At 68.2% G+C, this 22,305-nt stretch carries 19 protein-coding genes and 4 pseudogenes; 10 read left to right on the top strand and 13 right to left on the bottom strand.

Going from position 1 to position 22,305, the window contains the following annotated elements:
- Window positions 1-100: 100 nt before the first annotated feature.
- The gene (locus ABZ725_RS48485; RefSeq protein ID WP_358808775.1) at window positions 101-433 is read right to left on the bottom strand and encodes a winged helix-turn-helix domain-containing protein; all 333 of its coding nucleotides are present in this window, start codon (window positions 431-433) and stop codon (window positions 101-103) included.
- 98 nt (window positions 434-531) lie between these two features.
- Window positions 532-874, bottom strand: a pseudogene (locus ABZ725_RS48480) (hypothetical protein).
- Between the two features lie 597 nt (window positions 875-1,471).
- Between ABZ725_RS48480 and ABZ725_RS48475 the strand changes: the two are divergent.
- The 4 genes from ABZ725_RS48475 to ABZ725_RS48460 all read left to right on the top strand — a co-directional run bounded on the left by ABZ725_RS48475 (window position 1,472) and on the right by ABZ725_RS48460 (window position 6,523).
- Window positions 1,472-2,509 carry an LLM class flavin-dependent oxidoreductase gene (locus ABZ725_RS48475; protein ID WP_358808774.1) on the top strand — a complete coding sequence of 346 codons (1,038 nt, stop codon included), beginning with the start codon at window positions 1,472-1,474 and terminating at the stop codon, window positions 2,507-2,509.
- Window positions 2,510-2,690: 181 nt separating this feature from the next.
- Window positions 2,691-3,836: an FAD-dependent monooxygenase gene (locus ABZ725_RS48470; protein WP_358808773.1), complete on the top strand. Its 1,146-nt coding sequence runs from the start codon at window positions 2,691-2,693 to the stop codon at window positions 3,834-3,836.
- A 480-nt stretch (window positions 3,837-4,316) separates the two neighbouring features.
- Window positions 4,317-5,672 (top strand): MFS transporter, encoded by a 1,356-nt coding sequence (locus ABZ725_RS48465; protein ID WP_358808772.1) that lies wholly within the window; start codon window positions 4,317-4,319, stop codon window positions 5,670-5,672.
- 218 nt (window positions 5,673-5,890) lie between these two features.
- Window positions 5,891-6,523 (top strand): ester cyclase, encoded by a 633-nt coding sequence (locus ABZ725_RS48460; protein WP_358808771.1) that lies wholly within the window; start codon window positions 5,891-5,893, stop codon window positions 6,521-6,523.
- A 202-nt stretch (window positions 6,524-6,725) separates the two neighbouring features.
- Here the strand turns inward: ABZ725_RS48460 and ABZ725_RS48455 are convergent, their stop codons facing one another.
- Entirely contained in the window at window positions 6,726-7,385 is a 660-nt protein-coding gene (locus tag ABZ725_RS48455) for a TetR/AcrR family transcriptional regulator (protein WP_358808770.1), read from the bottom strand.
- Between the two features lie 106 nt (window positions 7,386-7,491).
- Between ABZ725_RS48455 and ABZ725_RS48450 the strand changes: the two genes are divergently transcribed.
- Together ABZ725_RS48450 and ABZ725_RS48445 are read left to right on the top strand one after the other, a co-directional pair.
- Window positions 7,492-8,538 carry a medium chain dehydrogenase/reductase family protein gene (locus ABZ725_RS48450; RefSeq protein WP_358808769.1) on the top strand — a complete coding sequence of 349 codons (1,047 nt, stop codon included), beginning with the start codon at window positions 7,492-7,494 and terminating at the stop codon, window positions 8,536-8,538.
- 526 nt (window positions 8,539-9,064) lie between these two features.
- Window positions 9,065-9,217 (top strand): annotated as a pseudogene (locus tag ABZ725_RS48445) (hydroxymethylbilane synthase); the annotation flags it as partial.
- A gap of 283 nt (window positions 9,218-9,500) precedes the next feature.
- Here the strand turns inward: ABZ725_RS48445 and ABZ725_RS48440 are convergent.
- The 4 genes from ABZ725_RS48440 to ABZ725_RS48425 all read right to left on the bottom strand — a co-directional run bounded on the left by ABZ725_RS48440 (window position 9,501) and on the right by ABZ725_RS48425 (window position 14,255).
- Complete coding sequence (locus tag ABZ725_RS48440; protein WP_358808768.1) at window positions 9,501-10,742, bottom strand: FAD-dependent oxidoreductase; 1,242 nt, start codon at window positions 10,740-10,742, stop codon at window positions 9,501-9,503.
- Between the two features lie 46 nt (window positions 10,743-10,788).
- Entirely contained in the window at window positions 10,789-11,721 is a 933-nt protein-coding gene (locus tag ABZ725_RS48435) for a proline iminopeptidase-family hydrolase (RefSeq protein ID WP_358808767.1), read from the bottom strand.
- A gap of 92 nt (window positions 11,722-11,813) precedes the next feature.
- Window positions 11,814-12,746 carry an ornithine cyclodeaminase family protein gene (locus ABZ725_RS48430; RefSeq protein WP_358808766.1) on the bottom strand — a complete coding sequence of 311 codons (933 nt, stop codon included), beginning with the start codon at window positions 12,744-12,746 and terminating at the stop codon, window positions 11,814-11,816.
- Between the two features lie 48 nt (window positions 12,747-12,794).
- Entirely contained in the window at window positions 12,795-14,255 is a 1,461-nt protein-coding gene (locus tag ABZ725_RS48425; protein ID WP_358808765.1) for an amino acid permease, read from the bottom strand.
- A 198-nt stretch (window positions 14,256-14,453) separates the two neighbouring features.
- Here ABZ725_RS48425 and ABZ725_RS48420 point away from each other — a divergent pair, with 198 nt between their 5' ends.
- Complete coding sequence (locus ABZ725_RS48420) at window positions 14,454-15,155, top strand: GntR family transcriptional regulator (protein WP_358808764.1); 702 nt, start codon at window positions 14,454-14,456, stop codon at window positions 15,153-15,155.
- Window positions 15,156-15,218: 63 nt separating this feature from the next.
- On the opposite strand, the gene ABZ725_RS48415 is transcribed toward ABZ725_RS48420, so the two are convergent.
- Window positions 15,219-16,463, bottom strand: a complete 1,245-nt coding sequence (locus tag ABZ725_RS48415) for an FAD-dependent monooxygenase (protein WP_358808763.1) — start codon at window positions 16,461-16,463, stop codon at window positions 15,219-15,221.
- A gap of 171 nt (window positions 16,464-16,634) precedes the next feature.
- Between ABZ725_RS48415 and ABZ725_RS48410 the strand changes: the two genes are divergently transcribed.
- Window positions 16,635-16,970, top strand: a complete 336-nt coding sequence (locus ABZ725_RS48410; protein WP_358808762.1) for a winged helix-turn-helix domain-containing protein — start codon at window positions 16,635-16,637, stop codon at window positions 16,968-16,970.
- A gap of 18 nt (window positions 16,971-16,988) precedes the next feature.
- On the opposite strand, the pseudogene ABZ725_RS48405 reads toward ABZ725_RS48410, so the two are convergent.
- The 5 genes and pseudogenes from ABZ725_RS48405 to ABZ725_RS48385 all read right to left on the bottom strand — a co-directional run.
- A pseudogene (locus ABZ725_RS48405) lies at window positions 16,989-17,119 on the bottom strand (IS5/IS1182 family transposase); the annotation flags it as partial.
- Window positions 17,120-17,280: 161 nt separating this feature from the next.
- Window positions 17,281-18,276, bottom strand: a complete 996-nt coding sequence (locus tag ABZ725_RS48400; RefSeq protein ID WP_358808761.1) for a hypothetical protein — start codon at window positions 18,274-18,276, stop codon at window positions 17,281-17,283.
- A 142-nt stretch (window positions 18,277-18,418) separates the two neighbouring features.
- A pseudogene (locus ABZ725_RS48395) lies at window positions 18,419-18,520 on the bottom strand (aldo/keto reductase); the annotation flags it as partial.
- Between the two features lie 37 nt (window positions 18,521-18,557).
- A complete protein-coding gene (locus ABZ725_RS48390; RefSeq protein WP_358808760.1) occupies window positions 18,558-19,811 on the bottom strand; it encodes an MFS transporter in 1,254 nt (417 codons plus the stop codon).
- A 356-nt stretch (window positions 19,812-20,167) separates the two neighbouring features.
- Complete coding sequence (locus ABZ725_RS48385) at window positions 20,168-21,046, bottom strand: helix-turn-helix transcriptional regulator (RefSeq protein WP_358808759.1); 879 nt, start codon at window positions 21,044-21,046, stop codon at window positions 20,168-20,170.
- A gap of 290 nt (window positions 21,047-21,336) precedes the next feature.
- Here ABZ725_RS48385 and ABZ725_RS48380 point away from each other — a divergent pair, with 290 nt between their 5' ends.
- A complete protein-coding gene (locus tag ABZ725_RS48380; protein WP_358808758.1) occupies window positions 21,337-21,699 on the top strand; it encodes a hypothetical protein in 363 nt (120 codons plus the stop codon).
- Complete coding sequence (locus ABZ725_RS48375) at window positions 21,696-22,115, top strand: hypothetical protein (protein ID WP_358808757.1); 420 nt, start codon at window positions 21,696-21,698, stop codon at window positions 22,113-22,115. Before ABZ725_RS48380 ends, ABZ725_RS48375 begins: the two co-directional genes overlap by 4 nt.
- Window positions 22,116-22,305: the final 190 nt, after the last annotated feature.

The raw sequence follows: 22,305 nt of genomic DNA, 5'->3' as shown, positions 1-22,305 counted from the left end.
GGGCCGGGCTACGGGGCTGCTCACCCTGCGGGCGAATACCGGCCTCGGGACCGGTGAGCTCGCATGTTGAGGTGTCGCGTATTCCGGACGGATGCGGGCGTCAGTGATCCTCACGGCTTCCGGAGTCGGCGACGAACAGGTCGAGCAGTCCCGGGAATCGTCGGTTGATCTCCGCCCTGCGCAACCTGACCCCCTTCTTGTTCCCGTAGTTGATCTCGCAGATGAGGCCGGCGTCGCGCAAGGTCCGGAAGTGGTACGAGCGAGTCTGCTTACTCACCGGGAGGTTGAACGAATGGCAGGTGCGCTCGCCGTCGCTCTGGTCCACGGCCAGTTCCGTGATCACTGCGCGGCGGTGTTCGTCGGCGAGGGCGCGCAGGACCACGCCCAGGTCCAAGACGTCCGTGCCTACCGGCGCCAGGGCCGTCTCTGACATAGCCACCTCCCTTGGTACGACTTGCATCGTACCTCAGTGACACCCCCCTGGGGCGTGACCGTGTGTGCGCACTCGATCGCGGGATGATTGCTGCGCCACTACTCGTCCGCCGCGGCGTACGGCGCGGAGAGGCTGGCCGGCAAGCTCAGTGAGGCTTCGGTGCGGCTGCCGCGGGCGGCTCGGTAGACCACGAGCTGCTGCCCGTCGGAGCCCCGGACGTCGAACGCCTGATAGGTCAGTTCCAGAGCGCCGACGACGGGGTGCTGGAAACGCTTCGCCTCGCAGGTCCGCCCCCGGGTAGAAGGTGGCCCCTGCGGGGTCGGCGAACGTCATGAGGGCGAGGTTCGTGGGATCTTCGAATCCTGAGTGCATTGCCACGGCAAGGCGGTTGCCCGCCAGGACGTCCAGGGTCTCGCTGATGACCATGGCCGGAGTGGTCATCCACTCGGATGGCGGCTCGATGGGTCCTTCTACCGCCGAAGCGCCGACGGGGGACATCCCGCACGGCGAGGGCGGAGGCATCCAGACCACGTCACCGGCCGGGCAGAACCCGGCCCAGCCTGGCGTGCGCCCCGCCGGAAGGATGCGCCGCGCGGTGCCTCGTGGGCTCCGGGCAGCCCACCCTGGAGAGATCTGCACTCATCGGCCGCAGCGTCCCCCCTCGCGACCGCGCCTGACTTTCACTCGATGACGTCACTCCCCGCAACTCGGTCGCCAGCCACCCCTCCGCTGCCGGGCGCCCTGACTCTGCGGTCACGGCTCGGGCGGGATGTGTCGATCCGGGCACGCAATCCGATGCTCGGATCGATACCGCCGACGCCTTCGCCCCCCGTGCGCCCATCGGCGGATCCGCCCCTCAGGTACGACTTGAATCGTACCTGAGGGCGTGCTCTACTTAGGTACGAGAGAATTCGTACCTAAGGGCGGTCAATGGCTTTGCTTACCGCAAAGCGCACACCCCCGTGTTCCCTCTGCGTAATCACACCCGTCCCCGTCGTGCACGCCGAGGCGTAGCACGCGTCAGAGCAAGGCAGGAACGTGCTAAAGCGACTTGGTTTCCTCTCCTTCGGCCACCACCCCCATCTGCCCGGCTCACAAGCCGACGCGGCGGCCGCTTCCCTGACTCAGCACCTGGACATCGCCGCCGGCGCCGAACAGCTCGGCTTCGACGGTGCCTGGATCCGGGTGCACCATTACCAGAGGCAGTTCGCCAGCCCCTGGGCGCTGCTGTCCGCGACGGCGGCGCGCACCCGGCGTATCGAATTGGGCACCGCTGTCATCGACATGCGGTACGAGAACCCGCTCATGATGGCCGAACTCGCCGCCGCCGCAGACCTCATCAGCGGAGGTCGCCTGCAACTCGGCCTGAGCCGGGGGTCGCAGGAGCCCGCCCTGCGCGGCTACGAGTCCTTCGGTCATGTCCCCGGCCCCGAGGACAGTGCCAGGGCGGCGGAGCTGGCGAGGCAGCACACCGACCGTTTCAGGGCGGCGATCGCCGGAGCTCCCATGGCCATGAGCGACCCCGCCGAAACCGGTGTGCGGGTTCCGCTGCCGATCGAACCGCGTTCACGCACGCTGCCTCAGCGGATCTGGTGGGGGTCGGCCACACGCCAGAGTGCGCGGTGGGCCGGAGAGCAGGGCATGCACCTGCTGAGCAGCACCCTCCTCTCCGAGGATACCGGCGTCGCGTTTGCGCAGTTGCAGGCGGAACAGATCCATACCTTCCGGGATGCCTGGCACGACGCCGGTCACGAGGGAGCGCCGAGGGTGGCCGTCGTGCGCAGCATCCTGCCCATCGTTTCCGACCGCGACCGTGCCCTGTTCGGATCTTCGGCGGCACAGGCCTCCAGGGAACAGGTCGGCGTTCTCGGTGGCGCCGTGTCGCGCTTCGGCAAGAGTTTCGTCGGAGAACCCGACGCCGTCACGGAGGAGTTGTCGAAGGACGAGGCAGTCGGTTTGGCGGACACCCTCTTGGTGACCATTCCCAACTACCTCGGACCGGTCGAGAACCTTCAGATCCTGAACAACGTCGCTGAGCACATCGCCCCGGCTCTCGGCTGGAACAGGAATCACTGACGCTTTCGAGCAGGGGCCCGTGCGGACCACGCGCGTGGTCGCAGCCGGCCGCGCCATGGGGCCTGTCGGCGCTGCGTCTCGGCGCGGACGCCGGTGCCCCACCTGGTCCCTGACCATCGCGGAGCAGGCATGCGCACAGGCCGATGCCTGCCGTCCCCTCCACGTGAAAGGTTGAACCTTCATGCCTTCTCGCAGTGTTCTGATCCTCGGTGCCGGTATCGCCGGCCCCGCACTGGCTTATTGGCTGGCCAGGCACGGCTACAGGCCCACGGTCGTGGAGCAGGCCAGGGAACTGCGTTCCGGCGGCAGCGCCGTCGTCGTCAAGGAGCCGGCCACGGCAGTGGCCGAGAGAATGGGCATCCTGGGGCAGTTGCGTGAGGTGGCCACCAGCGCCGGTTCTCTCGCCCTCCTCGACGCGAGCGGTCGGCAGGTCCTGCACGTCCCGACGACGTCTGAACGGTCCGTCGAGGTGACGCGCGCCGATCTTTCCGCCGTACTCCATCAGGCCGCGGCGAACGAGGCGGAGTTCGTCTTCGACGACACCGTCACCGACATCAGGCAGGACACCGCGGGCGTCGATGTCACCTTCCGCCGGCGCCCACCGCGTCGCTTCGATCTGCTGATCGGCGCCGACGGGGTTCATTCAACGGTGCGCCGACTGGTCTTCGGGCCAGCCGAACGCTTCACCACCGACCTCGGTATGTACGGGGCGACTGTGCCCTTGGAGCCCAGCGCGCTCGACGACCCTGCGGCCATGGTCATGTTGACCGCACCCGGTCGGATGCTGACGGTCCATCCGTCGCGGGGCAGCCCTCTTGCGATGTTCACGTTCCGCGGTCGGCGCGTGCCCGGGTACGACCGCCGCGACATCGCGCTCCACAAGCGCATGGTCACCGAGGCCTGTGCAGGAGTGGGCTGGCGGGCAGCTGAGCTGGTTCAGGCCTACCAGAACCATCCGGCTCCCTTCTTCGATCCGCTCAGCAACATTCGGATGGACATGTGGTCGCGCGGCCGAGTCGCGCTGCTCGGTGACGCGGCCTCGGCCGTCGCGCTGTTCGGCGACGGCTCCAGCATGGCGATGGCCGGCGCGCATACACTCGCCCAGGCCCTCGCCTCGCACCCCGGTGACCACGCCCGCGCCCTCCAGGTCTACGAGGCGCGGCACCGGCGCCAGGTGGACCCGCGCCACCGCCGCGTCGGACTGATCGCCGCACTCCTGGTCCCGCGCACCCGCCAGGTGCTCGGTGCACGCAACGCCGTCGCGCGCGCCGTTCACCAGGTCATGCGCGCGTGGGCCACGGCGCCTCGCGCGGGCGCGCGCGTCTGACGTCGAAGGGGCCGTCACGAACGGCTGCGTCGCGGTCGGCTCACCGCAAACCCTTGTCGGTCGGTTGAGTTGCGGCTGCTCGATGCGTGTCCACCTTCGCGGCCGTGCCGCGTGATCAGGCCGTTCGCCAACGGCCGCAGCCACGCCGTGGGCAGCCCGTGGCCACTGCCCTGGAACATCCTCTCGGCCGACGACCGGGAATCGCTGGGAGATGCACTGTCCGGTCGTCGGCCGAGAAGTGCACAGTGCCGTCTGCTGTGGCGTTCGGAGAGCAAGCCCGAGCGCCACAGCGGCCTGGGCCCCTTTCCCCTTCGTCCTCGCGCCACCGACTCGATCGACTGGCTTGAAGTCGCGCTCCACGTTTTTTCGGGGCCGAAGGTCTTCGCCTGCCCCGAACGCACCCAGGTACGACTTGCGTCGTACCTAGACCTCCTGCTTAACTCTAGGTATGAATTTCTTCGTACCTAGAGGAGCGGGCCGGTGACCAGTACTGCCAAGCACACCGACGAGGCAGCGAAGCCGACATGGCTCCTGATGCCCGTGATCCTCCTCGCACTGTTCGTCCTGCCCATCAGCATCGCGGGAACCGCGATCGCGCTGCCCGACATCTCGCAGGACCTCGGCGACTCCCCCACCGCCCTGCAGTGGGTCGTCAACGGATTCAACGCTTCGTTCGCTCTGTTCACCCTCGTATGGGGAGCGGTCTCCGACCGCATCGGGCACAAGCGCACCTTCATGATCGGCTCCACCATCATCCTGATCGCGTCGGCGATCAGCATGGCCGCGACCAACCTGTACATACTCGACGCCGGGCGTCTGCTCGCCGGTGTGGGCGGCGCGGCAGTGGCCATCGGTGGCTCCGCCGTGCTCTCCAACGCGTACAGCGGGGCTCAGCGCGCTCGAGCGTTCGCCCTCCTGGGCACCACCATCGGGCTCGGGCTGGCCGCTGGACCGACCATCTCCGGCGGGCTCGTCACCGCGGTGGGATGGCAGGGCGTCTTCGCTGCCGGCGGCGTCATCTCGATCGTGGCTCTCCTCGCCGGCAGCACTCTGCCCCGCGACGTCAGGCAGCCTGCGCAAGAAGGCCGCAAGCTGGTCGACTTCTCCCCCGTCCGAAACAGGTACTTCCTGGCGGTCATCCTGGTCCCGGTCGCCGGCGCCTTTGGCTACGTGACCCTTCTGACCTACCTGCCCGTCGCCCTGAGCGCGGTCGTCGGCATGAGCGCCGGCCAGGCCGGCCTGTTCATGCTTCCGCTGACGCTGCCGGTGCTCATCGCGCCGATGCTGGCAACAACGCTTGTGCACCGCGTGCGACGGATCACCCCCATGGTGATCATCAATGTCTCACTCGTCGTCCTCGTACTCGGCGACCTCGGCATGCTGCTGCTCACCCCCGACGTCCCGCTGTGGCTTCTGGTGATCCCCATGGCGCTCCTGGGGTTCGGCTGGGGACTGCCGATCGGTCTCATCGACGGGGAGGCGCTGGCCGCCGTTCCCGCCCGCACCGCGGGCGCCGCCGCCGGCGTCCTGAACTTCGTGCGTCTGGGCAGTGAGGCGATTGCCGTGGGCGCCTACGCCGCCATCACCGCCGCCCTGCTGGCGGCCCGCATCAGCGACCCACACCTCGCTCAGCGCGCAGCGGCAGGAGGCAGCGGGGCCGGCGCGGCGTACACCGAGGTCTTCCACCTGCTGATGATCTCTCTGGCGATTCTGACTGTGCTCCTGACCGTAGTCATCAACATGCTCCATCGAGCGCACAAGCGGCCGGTGGAGATCGACGTCGCCGCCCTCACCGACGAAACGCACGACAATGCCGCCCAGCCCAGCGCGCGCTGAACACTCGTTGCCTGGTGCGTGACCGGAGCACACGGAGGCCGCACCACGGCGTCCGGCACCGACGTCAGACGGAACCGCACAGCAAAGCCGCCCGCACCCGCAGGCCCGTTGGGGGCTGCGGTGCGGCGGCAACGGTCGATGGATGGCATTGCAGTTGTTAGCTCATGATGTAAGTTTACATCTGTAACCTTAGTGTCCACGAACCCCGAGGAACCCTCATGACCACGCATGCGCGCCGCGCCCGCATCACCGTCGCCGCCATGGCGACCGCGGCAGCGGCCGTAGCCGGAGTGACCGTCACCGGTCTTTCGCACGCCGGTGCCCAGGCGGACGCTCCGATTTCCAAGACCGTGAAAACAGTGAATGAAGGAGAGGCGCAGCCAGTGACTTACCACCCCCATGACACCCGGCTTCCCCGTATGGTCGCCGCCTGGGCTGACGCCTGGAACACCGCCAGCCCGCGAAAGATGGCCGCCCTGTTCACCGAAGACGGCGTCTACCAGGACAACGCCTTCCAGGTCGCCATGACCGGTCCGGCCGGCGCGGCCCAGTGGGTGACCATCACCGAACAGAGCATCAAAAACGCACACGTGGACGTCGTTGACGCCTTCCGCGAGGGCAACAAGATCGCCGTTCGCTGGAACTTCTCCGGCGCCGACACGGGAGCATTCGCCAAGGACCGGCCCGCCACCGGCAAGTCCTTCAACGTTCCCGTCACCACCGTGATGGACCTCGACGGCGGCAAGATCCAACATCTCACTGACTACTACAACCTCGCCGATCTCCTTCGTCAGGTCGGCCTTCCCGCCGGCGTCTGGACCCCGCCCGGCACTACGGCGCCGGCCGCTTGACCTGCCGCCGAAGAACCCCCTCGACTGGTCCTGCGGTGCCCGCCCGGCACGCCACAGTTGAAGGCTGGTAGTCACCCTGGCCGTGGGCGGCTGCTGTCGGGGCGGCCGCCTGGATTGTCGGCGAGGCCGCTCGGGCGGTGCAAGGCATGGCGCATCCGTCCTTGGCTGCTGTCACGCCCGCGGTTCGGCCTGCGGGGCAGACCTATGCGTCGTCGAGGTGGGCGAGCGTGGTGATGATGCGTTCGGCGATGTCCGGCGGCCACGGAAAGGCAACGGTTGCCGACCGCTGGTGGGCGAGCCCGTGCAGGCCGAGCCACAAGGCGACGGCGTCGGCGGTCAGGTCGGTACTGGTCGCGCAGCCCGCAGAGACGCAGTCGCCAAGGGTGTCCGCGAGCAGCGCCAAGCTCGCGCTGCCGAGCGAGGACACATCGCTGCCGGTGACCGACCCGTTGCCGAGGTCGGGCATCCAGACTCCGCCGAACATCGTGCGGTAGCGCCCGGGATACTTGTCCGCGAAGCCCAGGTAGGCGCCGCACACGGCAAACAGCCGTTCCCTGGCACCTCCGCCGGCGGTGTCCAGGGCGCTGCGCAACTCGGATTCAAGCATCGCGAAAGCCTGCTGAACAACGGCCAGCATGATGCTCGGCTGGTCGGCGAAGTGACGGTAGATCGAGGGGGCGGCGACTCCCGCACGGCGGGCGATGGAGCGCAGAGTGACGCTGCTTTCGTCGCCGGTCTCCTCGAGCAGCTCGACCGCCGCGGCCACGATGTCGTCGCGCAGGCGACCCCCCTCCCCCCTGCGGTTACGGGCCCGGGCGGTCCCCGGCGGAGGCGAGGTCGGCGTCGGGGCGGCTTCTCCCATGGCGTCATCTTACGCAGAAAAACTTACATGTGTTCTCGTTTGCGACAGAAGAGTTAACAGGCGTATCCTTACAAATGTTAGGTAATTGATGGACCTGGAGCCAACCGTGAATGTCAGCACCACCGCCACTGAGATTCTTCTGCCCGGGAAGGTCGAACCGAGCGGCCTCGATGTCCGCCTCCGGGAACTCCCTGCCCCGGCCGAGGGAGAGGCGGTCCTACGGATGGACGCGACCGGCGTCTCGTTCGCCGAGCAGCAGATGCGCCGCGGCAAGTACTTCGACCAGCCGCCCTTCCCCTTCGTCCCCGGGTATGACGTGGTCGGCACGGTGACCGCCGTCGGCTCGGAATCAGACACCCTCCTGATCGGGCGCCGGTTCGCCGCAGTCACCAAGGTCGGCGGCTGGGCCAGTCATCTACTGATCGACACCGCGGACCTGGTGGCCGTGCCGGACGCAGTGGACGCCGCCGCCGCGGAGACCGTGCTGGTCAACGGGATCACCGCCTGGCAGATGCTGCACCGCACCGCCCAGGTGCCCTCCGGCGCGACGATCGTGGTGCTGGGCGCCAACGGCGGTGTCGGCTCCACCCTCGTGCAACTGGCCCGACACGCGGGCATCACCGTGATCGGCACGGCGTCGGCCCGTCACCACGAGGCCGTGCGCGACCTGGGCGCCATCCCGGTCGACTACCGCGACCCGGACATGTACCAGCGCATCCGCGAGATCGCCCCGGACGGTGTCGACGCGGTGTTCGACCACGTCGGCGGGCCCGGCCTGAAGGAGTCGTGGCGGCTGCTGCGCCGGGGCGGGACGTTGGTTTCCTACGGCACCGCCGCCACGAAGGACGAGGACGGCAACTCCCACTTGCCGGTGCTGCAGCTGTTCGCCCGGCTGGTGCTGTGGAACTACCTGCCCAACGGCAAGGGCGCGCACTTTTACAACTTCTGGGCCGGCAAGCGACGCCTGGACGTCTTCCGCAGCCGGCTGCGCGAGGACCTCACCCAGGTGCTGGGGCTGCTGGCCCAGGGTGTGCTCGCCCCGCAGATCGCCGCGCAGTTCCCGCTGGCCGAGGCCGGTGCGGCGCTGGCTCTTGCCGAGTCCCGGACCGTGGCCGGCAAGGTCGTCATCATCTCGGACCCGCACCGGCAATGAGCAGATCCGTCGGCTTCACGGGAGACGATCACCCGAAGAAGCGCTGCGGCGCGGGACGGCTGCTCCGCGCGGAGATCCGGTCCGCCGCCACCGAGCTTCTCGGCTGCCGACGGTGACCAGAAGGCGGGGACGCCGGGCGCCGTTGTTCATAGGGCCGGAACTGCCGGTCTTCGACCTGCCGACACCTCTCCAACCGGACGGACCTGGTGGGGGCGGCACCTGGTAACCGTCCCGCCTGTCTGCTCTATCTCGTATGCCCGTCCCGAAAGAACCGCACCGTCTCCCGCGACTCGCCCATGGCGCTGGCTCAAGTGGCGTGCGTACGTGTCGAGTTGGCCAGCCATCACCCGCAGATGCTGCACCGAGGTGGTGCCGGTGAGGACTACCGGCGACAAGTGACTGGGCGACCCGTCAAAGGTGGCGGGCGAGGGCCCCTTCACCAGGGGGCCGATGTCGCGCTGCCGGCCGGGGCCCGGACCGGCGTCTCCTCCGTCCGCCGCAGCGCGCAACTGGCGGCCCCCCACACCTGGAGTGCGTACCGTTTCGAGGCGACGCCAAGCGGCGGCTGGCGAAGCTCGCGACTGTCGAGGCGGACGCGCTGCTGCTGGCGGCGGCCGGTCTGGAACGTATCGGCTGCAGCGACGCGATCACCGAGGTGCTGTCCGTCGAGAGGATGACGCCGCCGATCGGCGCCGGGATCCTGGCCCTGCAGTGCAGGGAAGGAGACGATGAGGTAATCGCCGCGCTGAGCGACCCGGAGCAGCTTCGGAATCCGCCGCACTCGCCTCCGCCGCTTGGCGGTCGCGCAGACCTGGGCAGGACTCGGGAATCTTCGCCCGCAACCTCCACCGGATGACCGTCCTCGGCCGGTGAACAACAACGGCACCCCGCCCCCGACATCGGGGCCACTCCGCAGCAACGACCCCCGCCACCAGGCCAAACCCCTTTCCAGGGGCAAGTAGCTAGGCGAAACGCTGAGGTGACAGCGGTCCCAGGTGTTCGGGCACGCGACCCGTCGCGAGTGTTTCCGCGACCGCGGCACCGGTGGGAGCCGCCAACGTTATCCCGAGCATCTGATGGCCCGTCGCCACCACGACGTTCTCGTATCCCGGCAGGAAGCCGATGATCGGGAGGCCGTCGGGCGTCATCGGTCGATCGCCGGAGAACGTCTTCAGCGGGGCCGTCGTACGAACCCAGTCGCCGAGCGCCGTTGCGCCGGCGTCGCGGATGCCCGCGATCCGCGGAGCGGAGATGCGACCCGGCCGTGCCCCGATCTCCATCGTGCCTGAGAGGCGGATGCGACCAGGCGTGGGGGACACGGCGACCTTCCGCTCGGTCAGATAGACGGCACGACGAAGAGTCACGGCTGGTGCAGCCAGGTCGATTCCGTATCCCTTGCCGGCGAAGACGGGTAGGGAGCGGCCGAGATGCCGCACGATCCGATCGGTGGTCGCACCTGTTGCGATGACGATCGCATCGCCCTCGACCTCGGTGTCATCGCTCAGGCGGGCGACACTCCAGGTGCCTGCAGACGCACGCATTCCTACGACTGTCGCCGCAAACCGGATGAGGACGCCTGCAGCCGTGCAGGCATCGGCCAACGAACGGACCAGGGTCTCGGGAGCGATGCAGCGCTGCTGGTCGCAGAAGACTCCTCCGGCGAACTCACCGACGAGGGCGGGCTCCAGGTCGCGCAGATCTGACACGTCGAGAAGCTGCGCCTTTGGATCGTGGTGGCGGTGGATCTCCTCAAGCATGTGCCGGGCCTTCTCGCGGTCCGTGCTCGTGAGGATCAGGCCGTCCTTCTGCGACGGCGCGTAGGTGACGCCCTGCGCTCCCCATTCGTCGAGTTCGGCGATGCTCGACTGCGCAAGGGCCGCGAGTGCTGCCACCCCTCTCTCGAAATGGTCGACCGTGCAGTGGCGAGCCAGCTGATAGATCAGCTTCACCGTGCGCGGGTTCAACGTCGGCCTGATGTACAGGGGGCTGGTGCGGTTGAGCATCATCTTGAGGCCCGCCGCGACCATTCCCGGCGCAGGTACCGGATCTGCCATGACGGGCACGACCCATCCGGCGTTGTGGACGCTGGTTCCGCCGAGGCTGTCGGCTGCGGCCTCGACGACGGTCACCCGATGGCCGTCGCGCGCGAGCGCCAGAGCTGAGGCAAGGCCGATGACCCCGCCCCCCACAACCACGACTCTCATGGATCCTCCTCAGCTCGGGGGTGCCGCGACGGGCACGTGCCTACGGTCAGTGTCGGTTGATGAAGTTGTCGATAGCGGCCAGATAGAGCTCAGCCTCCCGCTCGAGCATGTTCACGTGGCTTGAGTTGCCGAAGATGACGAACTCGTTGTCCGGGATGCCGTTCGCCAAGGTTTGGCTGCACGCGACGGTCACCTCGTCGTGGAGGCCGCAGAGAATCAGGGTGGGGGTCGAGATCCGTCCTAGCTCGGCGGTCACGTCCCAGTCGATCAAGGGGCCGGTGCAGCAGAACTCGTTGGGCCCCCACATGCGTTCGTACGCCGCGCCCGGAGTGAAGAGCCCAGCCTCCTCGAGCTTCTCGAATTCCCGCACGGAGCGTTCGAGGGAGAAGGGCCAGGCGCGACGGAGGTGGGTGGCGTTGAGCTCGCGGATGACATCGAGGTATTCAGGGTCGTCGAAGTCCTTCGATGCCTCGGCCTTCATGAGGACCCGATGCTTGTCGACGCCGAGACCGACACGCAGCGCCTGCACGTTCGCGAGGTATTCGGCGATGCTTGCCGAGGTTCCCGAAAGGATCAGCGTTCGGAGGTTCTCCGGATAGGCGAGCGCATAGCTCTGGGCAAGCCAACCACCCCAGGAGTTCCCGAACAGATCGATCTGCCCGAGTCCGAGACCGGTGCGGACGGCTTCCACCTGTTCGACGCACGCGTCGACCGTCCAACCGTCGTACGACTCGGGCACCACCGAGACGCCGGCACCCAGTTGGTCGTAGAACACGACCGTGCGATCGCTCGTGGCGAGCCGATCGAGCGGCTGGAGGTATCCATGGGGCATGCCGGGTCCACCGTGCAGCGTCAACAAGGACCGCGCCCCGTCTCCGTAGGACTTCCAGTACACCTGGTTGCCGTCCGCGTCGACCGGTAGCCAGCCATCGCGCTGCGGTTGAGCCGGCGCGGGAGCATCGATGATGATGTCAGGCATGTAGTACTTCCCTTCGGGGGGCACGTTGGACTCATCAGAGTGGTCGGGTGGGCGGTAGAAAGCTCACCTCGCAGGGGGCGCCGGAGTCCCTCTCATGCGGTTGACATGAGGACAGATTCCGACAAGGCCCTGGCGATGGCCCAGTCCTGGATCGCGATCCCGACCGTCTTGAACACCGTGACGCGCGAGCGTGCGAATCCTGCAACCAGGACGTGTCCGAGCTCGGCCAGATCGCGCTCGGCCAGCACGTTCGCGTGCACCGCATCGATGATTTCCCCCGACTCCTCGAGGACGGCTGCGCGCTCGTCGACGACGACGGTGGCGCGGGCCAGGAGATCGACGGACAGCTCTCGCATGGTCGGCCGGAAGGCACCGATGGCATTGACGTGGGTGTCGGGCGCGACTGCGTCCGCGGAGAACAGCGGGACAGTCGACGTCGTCGCGCAGCAGATGATGTCGGCGCCGCCGACGACCGAGTTCGCGTCCGCGCACACCTCGATCGTCGTGTCGGGCAGCTCGCCGGCCAGAAGCTCCCCGAGCACGTTCGCCCGTGCAGGGTCCCGGTCCACGATCGTCAGCGTGCTGAGCGGCCGTACCTCGTGCACCGCCCGGATCTGGTCGGGAGCCTGCGCCCCGGCACCGATGATGACGCAGTTTCGTGCCCCGGGCGGCGCCAGAAGATCCGTCGCGACACCGGACGCCGCACCGGTTCGCAGTGACGTCACGGCGCCGGCATCCGCGATCAGGTGCTCGGCGTGCGCGACGTCGCTCCACTCGACTGTTCCCGCGATTGCCGGCTGCCGGCCGGCGAAGTTCAGGCTGAGCGTCTTGAACATCGCCGTTCCCGAGGGACGGTGATGGGCGGACATGACGAGGAACTGTCCGTCGCGCAATGCTGTACGGATCGGCATCTCGAACTCGCCTGCCGACAGCGCCACGAATGCGTCACGCACTGAGTCGATCGCGGCGCGCATCGGGACGATGGACCGGATCTCTTCCGGGCCGACAACGGTCACCTTGCTCATCTCGAGTAACCCTTCATACGGAGGACACAGGCGCGGCGAAAGGACGGATCACTCACCGCTGCTCGCGGCCCTCGTGATGATTGCCGAGTGGTCCACGTCGACGTTCTTGGGCGCGTACTTGTGACGGCCGGCGAAGGCGTAGTAGATCGCCCCCATGATGAGCGGGATGCCCACGATCCAGTACGCCGCGCGGATCCCGAAGTGCCAGACCGGGTTGATCGAGTCGCGCGGCCAGAACAGGGTCAACGCGACGAGGAGGGACGTCACGAAGGCGAAGACGGTGATGGGGAGACCCCAGCGACCGAGCGAGAACGCCGCGCGCTCGCCCGGCCATCCGCGCAGTCGAGCGATGATCACGAACACCATCACCATCACGTAGCAGAGGTAGATGGTCGCCGTGGCGCCGATCGTCAGGACCGACACCTGCTGCGAGACGAAGAACGGCAGGCCGGTAAGGACTGCGACGACGACGATCGCGGTCAGGGGCGATCCGTTGCGTGTGCGCGAGAGCTGCTTCGCGAACGGCAGGTGACCGTTGCGCGCCATCGAGAACAGCTGTCGCGAGGTCGCGGTGAAGATCGCATTCGCGTTGAGGATCGTGACGCCGGCGATGAGCGCCAGGAAGAGCTTCGAGAACTCGTCGGGCAGGGCGTGGTTCACGATGTCGGTGATGGGCGTTCCGCTCGCCATGTTCTTCTTGATGTCGGGGGTCGAGAGGATGAATGCGCCCAGGAAGTAGAACCCGACCACGACCGAGCCGATCCACGCACCGATGATCGCCCTGGGAGCAGCACGACGTGCGTCGGCCGTCTCCTCGCCGACCGTGCCGCCGGTTTCGAACATGTAGAGGACCCACAGCGACACCATGATCCCGCCTGCGAACAAGGTCGGGAGCCACTGGTGCAGGCTCGTCGCTGTTCCCCCGGAGGACAGGAAGACGCTGGGGGACTGCGAGTGGCCGAAGATCAGAACGAGCGACGTGATCCCGACAAGCACGATGAGTTCGGCGATGACGCCGAGTTGCGAGGTCCGTCCCAATGCCTTGACCCCGAAGCCGTTGACGAGAGTCGCGACGACGAGCGCACCCAATGCGATCCCTAGCTGCCATGGAAGCGTGTTCGGTAGGCCGAACAGCGGAATCAGCGAGAGCGGCAGGACGAAGTAGACCGCATTGAGAACGGCGATCTGCGCGAACAGGTAGAGCCATCCGACCCACCACCCCAGCCGTTCACCGACCAGCCGCGCGGGCCACTGGTACATCGACCCGGCGAAGGGATAGTGCGACGCGAGCTCCGCGAAGACGAGGACGACCGCGCCCATCTCGATCGCGACAAGCAGCCACCCCCAGATGAAGGCCGGACCCGACGAGCTCAGCGAGAACCCGTAGAGACTGAACAGACCTGCGGTCGCGCCGCAGCTCGCGAACGCGACCGCGGTTGCGCCCCACTGCGTGAGCCTTCGAAGCAGGCCCGTCTCGTTCGCGGCACCTGCTGTCGTTGCCCTAGCCATGGTGTTCCCCTGTCTCCAGCGGCACGCAGGTCGCCGCGCCAGATACGGCGTGTGCCATTGCGCTGTAATATTGCACTGTAATATTGCACAGGTTGCTCATCGTAGGAAGGGGTTCGCTATCCCGCTCGCCACCTGGCCACCCCGAAGAGCGCGCTCGCTACTCTGTCTCCCCCGGAGGTATCTGTGAAAGGTCGTACGGTGTACGCGAGCGTCCCGGCGGAATCGCTGCAACTCGGCACAGTCTCGCGCGTCGGAAGCCTGCGCGAGCAGGTCTCGGCCGCGCTGCGTGCGGCACTGATCGCGGGGCAGCTGCGTCCTGGCATCGTCTACTCGGCACCGACGATCGGCGAGATGCTCGGGGTGTCGGCGACCCCAGTGCGTGAGGCGATCCTCGACCTCGTCCGTGAGGGACTGGTCGAGGTGCAGCGCAACAAGGGTTTCCGCGTGACAGACCTGAGCGAAGAGCAGCTCGACGAGTTCGCGCAGGTCCGGTTGATGCTCGAGGTGCCGACGATGGGTCTCGTCGCGTCCTTGGCCCGGGACTCGGCAGTCGCGGCGAATCTCGAGGGGCTGCGCCCCGGAGCCGAGGGGATCGTCCGAGCGGCCGCCGCGAGCGACCTCGTCAGATTCATCGAGCTCGACACTGAGTTCCACGCCCACTTCCTGTCACTGGCCGGCAACTCCGAGGTCGTTCGCATCGTCCGGGACCTCCGCAACCGGAGTCGGCTCTACGGTCTCGAGGCCGTCGCGCGCGCGGGCATTCTGGGTCGGAACGCCGAAGAACACAGCGAGATGATCGACCTGGCGCTGTCGGGAGATCGCGAGAACTTGGAAGCTCTCGTCGCGCGGCACATCGGGCACGTCAGGAACCTCTGGGCCGGCGTCGCGGACAAGTCGTAGTCACGCGCCGGGAACGGTGGGTGAGGCCGACAGCAGCCGACCTGCCGCATCGACGATGACCTACTACGCCGAGCCGGGCTCGTCGGACATGGCGGCGCCGACCCGGCTGAGAGCTACCGCGGAGCTGCGCACCGACCGGTGACCGGTCGGTGCGGACTCGGTCCACCGGTTCGCGGCTTCGCGAGAGGCGATCCGGTTCGTGCGACCGACCGCGCGGCCCACCGCGTTGCGCACCGCGAGGCCCGGCCGGGTGCGGGGCACCATGAGCCTGGAGAGCAGACCGACGCGTCGCTGCCGCGGACCTACCTCACGGCGGAGCCGCGACTCGTAAGCGGCGAAGGCGCGGGCGTGATCACCGGGATGGGCGGCGAGCTCTTCTGCGAGGGCGTACGCGCCCGCCATCGCCATGCTGGACCCGTCACCCAGCAGGGCTGTCGCCGCCGCAGCGTCCCCGAGCAGCACGACCCGTCCGCGGGACCACGAGGGCACCCGGATGGCGGTCAGGGGGTCGAGGAACGGAGCCGGGTGGTCGAGGAACGCCGCCACGAGTTCCGGTGCCCGCCACCACCGCACGTCGGCGTAGGCGTCGGCCACGGTCTGCTTGTGAAGGGCGATGTTCTTGCGGTCGTGGGGCGCCGGCTGTGCGGCCCGGAAGGTGAAGATCGCGAGCGGAGTGGTCCGCGAGGGGTGGACGACCAGCATGCGGTTCGGCACAGTCAGCATCGTCATCTCGCTCGGGTCCTCGATGGCGTCGGGTTCCAGCGGCACGGTCGCGCCGTACAGGCCCAGGTCGCTCACGAACTGCCGCTCGGGTCCGAATACCAGGCGCCGTACGGTGGAGTGCATCCCGTCGGCACCGACTACCAAGTCGAAGCGCCGCGGCGCGGACCGCCGGAAGGTGACGTCGACCCCATCTCCGTCCTGGTCGAGAGCGGTGACCGTGTCGTCGAACAAGAACTCGGCCTCGGTCTGCGCCGACCGGTGGAGCACCTCGGACAGGTCGGCTCGGGTCACCTCGACCGTCGGCGCCTCGTCCGAGGTGAGCGGGAGTTGCAGGATTCGCCTGCCGTTGGGGTCGAGCAGGGTCAGTGACCGATTGCGGGTGGCGAGCCCGCGAAGCTGCGGGAGGATGCCCATGCGGTCGGCGACCGGGATCGCGGGCCCCTTCACGACGATCGCGCCACCACCGGAGCGCAACTGCCGGGCATGTTCGACGACCGTCGGCCGGTAGCCATTCCGGGAGAGCCAGTACGCGAGTGCGGGCCCTGCGATTCCGGCACCGACTATCAGCACCTCGGGCTTCTTCATGACGATGACCTCTCGGAGTGTCGATGACCAGATCCCCGGCGAGTGCCGGGGACGGGTCTCTGGGCGCGGCGGCACGGGGCAGCACAATCGGACCAAGGTACGAAATATTTCGTACCTCAGTGGAGCACATCCTTCAGGTATGATGCAAGTCGTACCTGAAGGGGGTGCCGCGTGACCGGGAAGAACCTGGTCGGCCCGGAGGCCGATGCGCTCGATCTGGGTGCGGTGTTTCGCGCTCTCGCCGACGAGCACCGTCGTTCGGTGTTGACGCAGTTGGCCGCCGACCGCAGCGACAACGAGCGGGGCTGCAACTCGTTCGATCTTCCGATCTCGAAGCAGACCCAGACCCACCACTTCCGCGTCCTGCGCGAGGCAGGTCTCATTGACGAGATCGCCTACGGCAACCGCAAGGGCATCCGTCTACGACGCGCGGACATCGAGAAGAGATTCCCCGGGCTGCTCGCCCTCCTGGGGGCAGAGCCTCCGGGCGATACCGCTCCTCGCTAACCACAGGTGAGCACAAGTGTTCGCCCTGTGGTCCCTCGGCTCCGGGATTGCGTGCTTGATCCGTCTTCGCGCAGACAGCGCCTGTTACGGCGAGAGTCGTACGCCTTGTCACCGCTGACGTGACCGGGCCGGATGCGGGCCTGCTCGCCCTGCGGGCGAATACTGCAACTCTCGAATACTGACACTCCACCAGTGCCTCTACCCGGGCGACGATCCGGCGGAGCTCATCCCTCGCATCCCACGGGCAGTTCACACGTACGGCGTCTTCTTACGGCACCCACCGCCTTGTGCATAGGCGGTCAGTGACCAGTCAGTGGTGCCGGGGATGCGGGGTAAGTGCGTGGAGGTTGATGGTTCCGCTCTGCAGTTTCGCGTCGTGGGGTGCGTTGAAGCCGGCATTGGCGATGAACAGCTGGTTGCCGCGTACGGCGGTCGTGGTGGGTGAGGCGAGGCCGTCGTCGACGGTCAGGGCGGTCTCGTGGGTCCCGTTCGGGTGCACGACGCTGACCCGGTCGGTCGGGTCGTTCTGCGCGGCGAAGACGGTGTCGGAGCGGTTGTTGAGGAAGGCGAAGTCGTCGAAGTCGGGGATGTTGTCGGCGACGGTGTGGATGCGGCCGGGCGTCCCGTGGGCGGTGACCGGGATGCTCAGCAGCTTGCCCTGGCTGTAGTTGCTCACCCATACGGCGCCCTTGTGGAAGCGGACGCCGTTCACGCCCAGCGGCAGGGAGCCGTCGGGGTCGGCTGCGAGGGCCGGGCCGCTCAGCCAGACCCTCGCCGGGCCGCCGGAAATGGGCACGGCCCACACCGTGCCGTTGTAGCTGTCAGCGGCGTAGAGGGTACGGCCCGCCCGATCGATCGCCAGGCCGTTGGGCAGGCCATCGGGAAGGGCTGCCAGACGCTGGGGGCGGCCGTGCGGGGGCAGTTTCCAGGTCCCGTTCCGGGAGGCGTCGTCGGAGTCCACGTTGTAGTAGACGGTGCCGTCGCTGCCGCGGGTGTTGCCGGTGATCTGATCGCCCAGGTGCCCGTCGACGAGGGTGGTGCGCTGCCCGGACGGCGTGATTCGTATCAGCTTCGGCGGCTTGTTCGCGGGGACGCCCAGCAGGGACACGGTCAGTGAGCCGTCCGGGTTGACGTTGATGTTCTCGGGTGAGTCGCCCGCGGCGAAGTCGAACGCGGCCGCGGTCTTCACCTGGGTGATGACCGGCTGCGCGGGGCTCCCTCCGGGGGCCGCGGACGCGGACGGGGTCGAGACGAGAACGGCCGCGAGAGCGGGGATGGCTGCGGCGTGAGCCAAGCGAATGCGCATGGTGTTACTTCCTGTGAAAGCGGCTGGAGGACGACGGAGTGGTGCCGTACGTCTCCGGGCCGAGCGGTGCCCCGGCCGACCACCTGGTGGCCGGGGAAGGGACTGCGGGCGGGTGACTACCGGAGGAAGGCGCGGCGCGGCAATCCAGGACCACGGAGTCCAGGACCACGTCGGCTGCGGGCAGCGGAGTCTCCAGATGCTGGAGCGTGCGCGGGCCGATGAGGACCGAGACGACCGCGGGATGGTCGCCGGACGGGGAGGGCCCGGCTCCCCAAGCGGTGTCAGCTCCGCGCTGATTTCGTCTTGCGGTGGGAGGCGGCCAGGAGGCCGAGGGGCAGCAGGGCCGCGAGGGCGAAGGCGAAGCCGACTATCGACGGGCCCTTGAGGCCCAGGCTGGAGGTCAGGGCGATGCCGCCGATCCAGGAACCCGTGGCGATGCCGATCTGGAACGCGGACGTGGCCACGGCCATGGGCAGGGACCGGCCAGCTCCGGCGATGCGGACCACCTCGCCGACCACGATGGGGTTGTTGGCGAAGCCGGCTGCGCCGAGCAGCACGACCAGGACGACAGCCGCGACGCTGTTGGTCGCCCACAGGGTGATGGCGCCCAGGATCGCGGCCGTGAGGGCAGTGGCCGGGATCAGCGTGGTGTAGGGGCGACGGTCGCCGAGGCGTCCGCCGACGGTGGTGCCGGCCAGCGCGCCGATGCCGAAGCCGAGCATCGCCAGCGGCACCACGGCCGTCGCGATCCCGGCCCGCTCGGTCAGCAGCGGGGCGACGTAGCTGTAGGCACCCATGATGCCGGCCTGGATGAGCGCGGTGGCCAGGTAGACCAGCCACAGGCGCGGATGCTTGAGCGCGGCCGTCTCGGCGCGCAGGGAGGTGTCGGCACGTGTGGTGTCGGCGGGCACTCGGCGGGCCACCACCACGGCGGCGGCCACGGCGAAAGCGGCGAGCATCCAGAAGGGGGTCTGCCAGCCGCCCAGCTGACCGGCTGCTGTACCGAGCGGGACGCCGACGATGTTGGCGAGGGTGATGCCGCCGACCATGACGCCGGTGGCGCGGGTGCTGGCGGCCGGTCCCGCGGCCGCAGTCGCCACCACCGCGCCCACGGCCCAGAAGGTGCCGTTGCCCAGCGCGGAAGCGAGCCGGCCGACGATCGCGAGCCCCATGTTGGAGCTGAGTGCGCTGACGACGTGGCCTGCGGCGAAGACCAGCAGCGCGGCGACCAGGGCCGAGCGACGCGGCAGGCGCTGAGTCGCAATCGACATCACGGGCGCGCCGATCATCATGCCGACGGCGAAGGCCGTGATCAGCATCCCGGCGCTGGAGACGCTGACACCGAGAGTGACGGAAATCTGCGGCAGCAGGCCGGAGACGACGAACTCGCTGGTGCCCATGATGAAGGCGATGCCACCCAGCAGCCACACCACCGGCGGCAGCTTGACCTTCCCGGCAGGCGCTGCCGTGCCGCCGTCACCCGTGAGGGGTGCGGCGGCCGAGGGGTCCGGCTTCGTGGACGAGGGGGAACTCACTGACGATCCTTTCAAGAGAGCTGGCGCGGGCCCCGGTCATCCGGAGGCGTTCCGGCAAAGCGGCATACGCGCCGAAAGTCGTGCGAGCGGAGCACTTCAGGCCCGCCGCAATCCACGAAACCAGCAGCCGAGTCCGGCAGACAGTCACGCTTGTGAGGGGTAACAGCAGGGACCCCCTTATGCCGAGAGCGTGAGCGTGTACACGGCGAACCGGGGTAAACGGCCGCGGCACGGGAAGTGGGCGGTCTCGATGGCCGGAGCTGACGCGACGCCGGGAGCGGCGGGCGTGAGATGCAGAGGGCCGACCGGCGTGAGGGCGGTGCTGAGGCGGGGAGTCCCGAAGGTGCTGGCTGGGGTCAGTGCTCGGTGTCGGCCTGAGAGGCGGCCGCGTCTCGGTTCTGGCTCGCTGCCCAGCTGGCGAGGAGCTTCAGAGCGTCTGCGGCCGGGGTGCTGGGATCGGCGCTGTAGACGGTGATGGACAGTCCCTGTTCGCCGGGCAGGTCCAGACTTTCGTGGACCAGCTCGATCTCGCCCACTGCCGGGTGGTGGAACCGCTTGGTTCCCTCGGTGAAGACGTGCACGTCGTGCGTGCCCCACAGGGTGCGGAAGGCGTCGCTGCGGGTGGACAGTTCACCGATCAGGTTCGACAGCTCCCGGTCGTAGGGGTTCTTGGCGACCTCGACCCGCAGCACCCCGACTCCGTCGCGGGCCACGCGTTCCCAGTCGGGGTAGAGCCGGGTGGCGCGGGGGTCGAGGAAGACGAAGCGGCAGGTGTTGGCCGGCTCCATCTCGAACACCTCGCTGAGCAGAGCGCGGGCGAGCGGATTGGCCGCCAGGAGGTCCATGCGGTTGTTGCGCACGTACGCCGGCTGGTCGTGCAGGCCCTCGACGATGCGCAGCACGCTGGGCCGCACAGTGGCCTTCTTCGGGCGGCGTCGGACCCGGGCCGGACCGGTGTTGGCCGCCCGGGCCAGGGCGTAGAGGTGATCCCGCTCGGTGTCGTCCAGCCGCAGCGCCTGGGCGAGGGCGTCCAGGACGCTGTCGGAGACCCCGCCGAGATTGCCGCGCTCCAGGCGCGTGTAGTACTCGACGCTCATCCCGGCGAGCATCGCAATCTCACCGCGGCGCAGCCCGGGCACCCGCCGCTGCCCGTACACCGGCATGCCCGCCTGCTCGGGTGTGATCTTGGCGCGGCGGGACTTGAGGAATGCGCTGACTTCGGCCCGGTTGTCCATGGATCCCAGCGTAGGAAGACGAGGCGACCAGTGGGGGTCCCTGTCAGTACCCCTCACAGCACAGACCCCATTCTCCTCCCTCCCAGGGCCGTGATGGTGGTTGTGCGGCCCTCGAACCTGGTGGCGCCCGCATGGGTGAGCCGGACCGGCTAGCCGGCGCAGACGGATCGGCGAGAGTGAGGGCGAACGGTCCAGTCGGGGAAGCGAGCAGCCAGCCACCGACCGGTTAGGGTCCGCGGGTGTTGAGCAGACCCAGGTGGACGGTGCACTTCGTGAGCCGTGACTTACCCGTGCCCACGGTCGTCACTGACGAACGGCGCCTGAAACGGATCATGGAACGGGAAGACCCCGCCGTCTATCCCGGCACCTACATCACCTGCGTCCACGACCACAGCAAGGCACTCTGCGAACGAGCCCGCAGAGGCCGCTTCGAAGGGCTGCCCGATCACGGCCAATGCCAACCCCTCGCCTGCCGGAACGTCGCTCTGACCAGCAGCAACACCGAAGCCTGGCAGTCAGAACTCGACCGCATCGACCGACGCCTGGCAGCACGACCGCCGCTGCCGCCCCTCATGCAGCACCGCCTCGCGTCACGACGGGCCGAGATCACGGCATTCCTCAGTCGCAACACCAGCAGCCCGGAGACCACATGACCCGCCGCGTTGACGCACCCCCCGAATCCCGGGTCCGGGCAGCACTGGACGAACTCCGCCAGCGAGTGGGCGACAACGGCACCCATCTGAGCGTCCTGGCCCTGGCAAGCAAGTTCGGCATGAGCAACACGACCTTCCGCCGCCACTTCCCTGACATCGCACAGGAGATCGCCGCCTTCCGATCAGCACCGCCGACGCCAGGAGCCCCAAGCGAACCGACCCGCTACGACAGGCTCGTCGCCCGAAACGCCAGGCTCAAGCGTCACAACCGCGAGCTCACCGAGACCCTCACCCTCGCCGCCTGCCACATCCAGCGAATCACTCTGGAGAACCAGAAGCTGAGAGAAGAACTCGAAGCCGCCACGGGCGTCGCTCGCCTGACCCCGATCCCCTCCAGGAGGTCGGCAACTAGCTGAGGAAGCGGTCAACGGTCAACCGAAAACCCTGGCCACAAGCACCCGGACCACCCGTGCGGCTGTGAGTGGGAAGGCGCCTGGCGCCTGGTCTGGGCACCCGAGACCGAACCCGGCGCCGTCCCGATCACCGCCATGCGACACCCCGCCGCCCCGGCGGCGGCTGCCGGCCTTCCCAACCCCGATCACGACG

It is taken from the genome of Streptomyces sp. NPDC006872, assembly GCF_040635845.1.
In the GTDB taxonomy this organism is placed as follows: domain Bacteria; phylum Actinomycetota; class Actinomycetes; order Streptomycetales; family Streptomycetaceae; genus Streptomyces.
Note: the sequence above shows the minus strand (reverse complement) of the source record. Positions and strands in the feature narration are given on the sequence as shown.

Excerpts from the sequence above, each read along its gene's own strand:
- ABZ725_RS48485 (WP_358808775.1), bottom strand. The coding sequence starts at position 433 with ATGTCAGAGACGGCCCTGGCGCCGGTAGGCACGGACGTCTTGGACCTG.
- ABZ725_RS48470 (WP_358808773.1), top strand. The coding sequence starts at position 2,691 with ATGCCTTCTCGCAGTGTTCTGATCCTCGGTGCCGGTATCGCCGGCCCC.
- ABZ725_RS48460 (WP_358808771.1), top strand. The coding sequence starts at position 5,891 with ATGACCACGCATGCGCGCCGCGCCCGCATCACCGTCGCCGCCATGGCG.
- ABZ725_RS48455 (WP_358808770.1), bottom strand. The coding sequence starts at position 7,385 with ATGGGAGAAGCCGCCCCGACGCCGACCTCGCCTCCGCCGGGGACCGCC.
- ABZ725_RS48440 (WP_358808768.1), bottom strand. The coding sequence starts at position 10,742 with ATGAGAGTCGTGGTTGTGGGGGGCGGGGTCATCGGCCTTGCCTCAGCT.
- ABZ725_RS48435 (WP_358808767.1), bottom strand. The coding sequence starts at position 11,721 with ATGCCTGACATCATCATCGATGCTCCCGCGCCGGCTCAACCGCAGCGC.
- ABZ725_RS48430 (WP_358808766.1), bottom strand. The coding sequence starts at position 12,746 with ATGAGCAAGGTGACCGTTGTCGGCCCGGAAGAGATCCGGTCCATCGTC.
- ABZ725_RS48425 (WP_358808765.1), bottom strand. The coding sequence starts at position 14,255 with ATGGCTAGGGCAACGACAGCAGGTGCCGCGAACGAGACGGGCCTGCTT.
- ABZ725_RS48415 (WP_358808763.1), bottom strand. The coding sequence starts at position 16,463 with ATGAAGAAGCCCGAGGTGCTGATAGTCGGTGCCGGAATCGCAGGGCCC.
- ABZ725_RS48400 (WP_358808761.1), bottom strand. The coding sequence starts at position 18,276 with ATGCGCATTCGCTTGGCTCACGCCGCAGCCATCCCCGCTCTCGCGGCC.
- ABZ725_RS48385 (WP_358808759.1), bottom strand. The coding sequence starts at position 21,046 with ATGGACAACCGGGCCGAAGTCAGCGCATTCCTCAAGTCCCGCCGCGCC.
- ABZ725_RS48375 (WP_358808757.1), top strand. The coding sequence starts at position 21,696 with ATGACCCGCCGCGTTGACGCACCCCCCGAATCCCGGGTCCGGGCAGCA.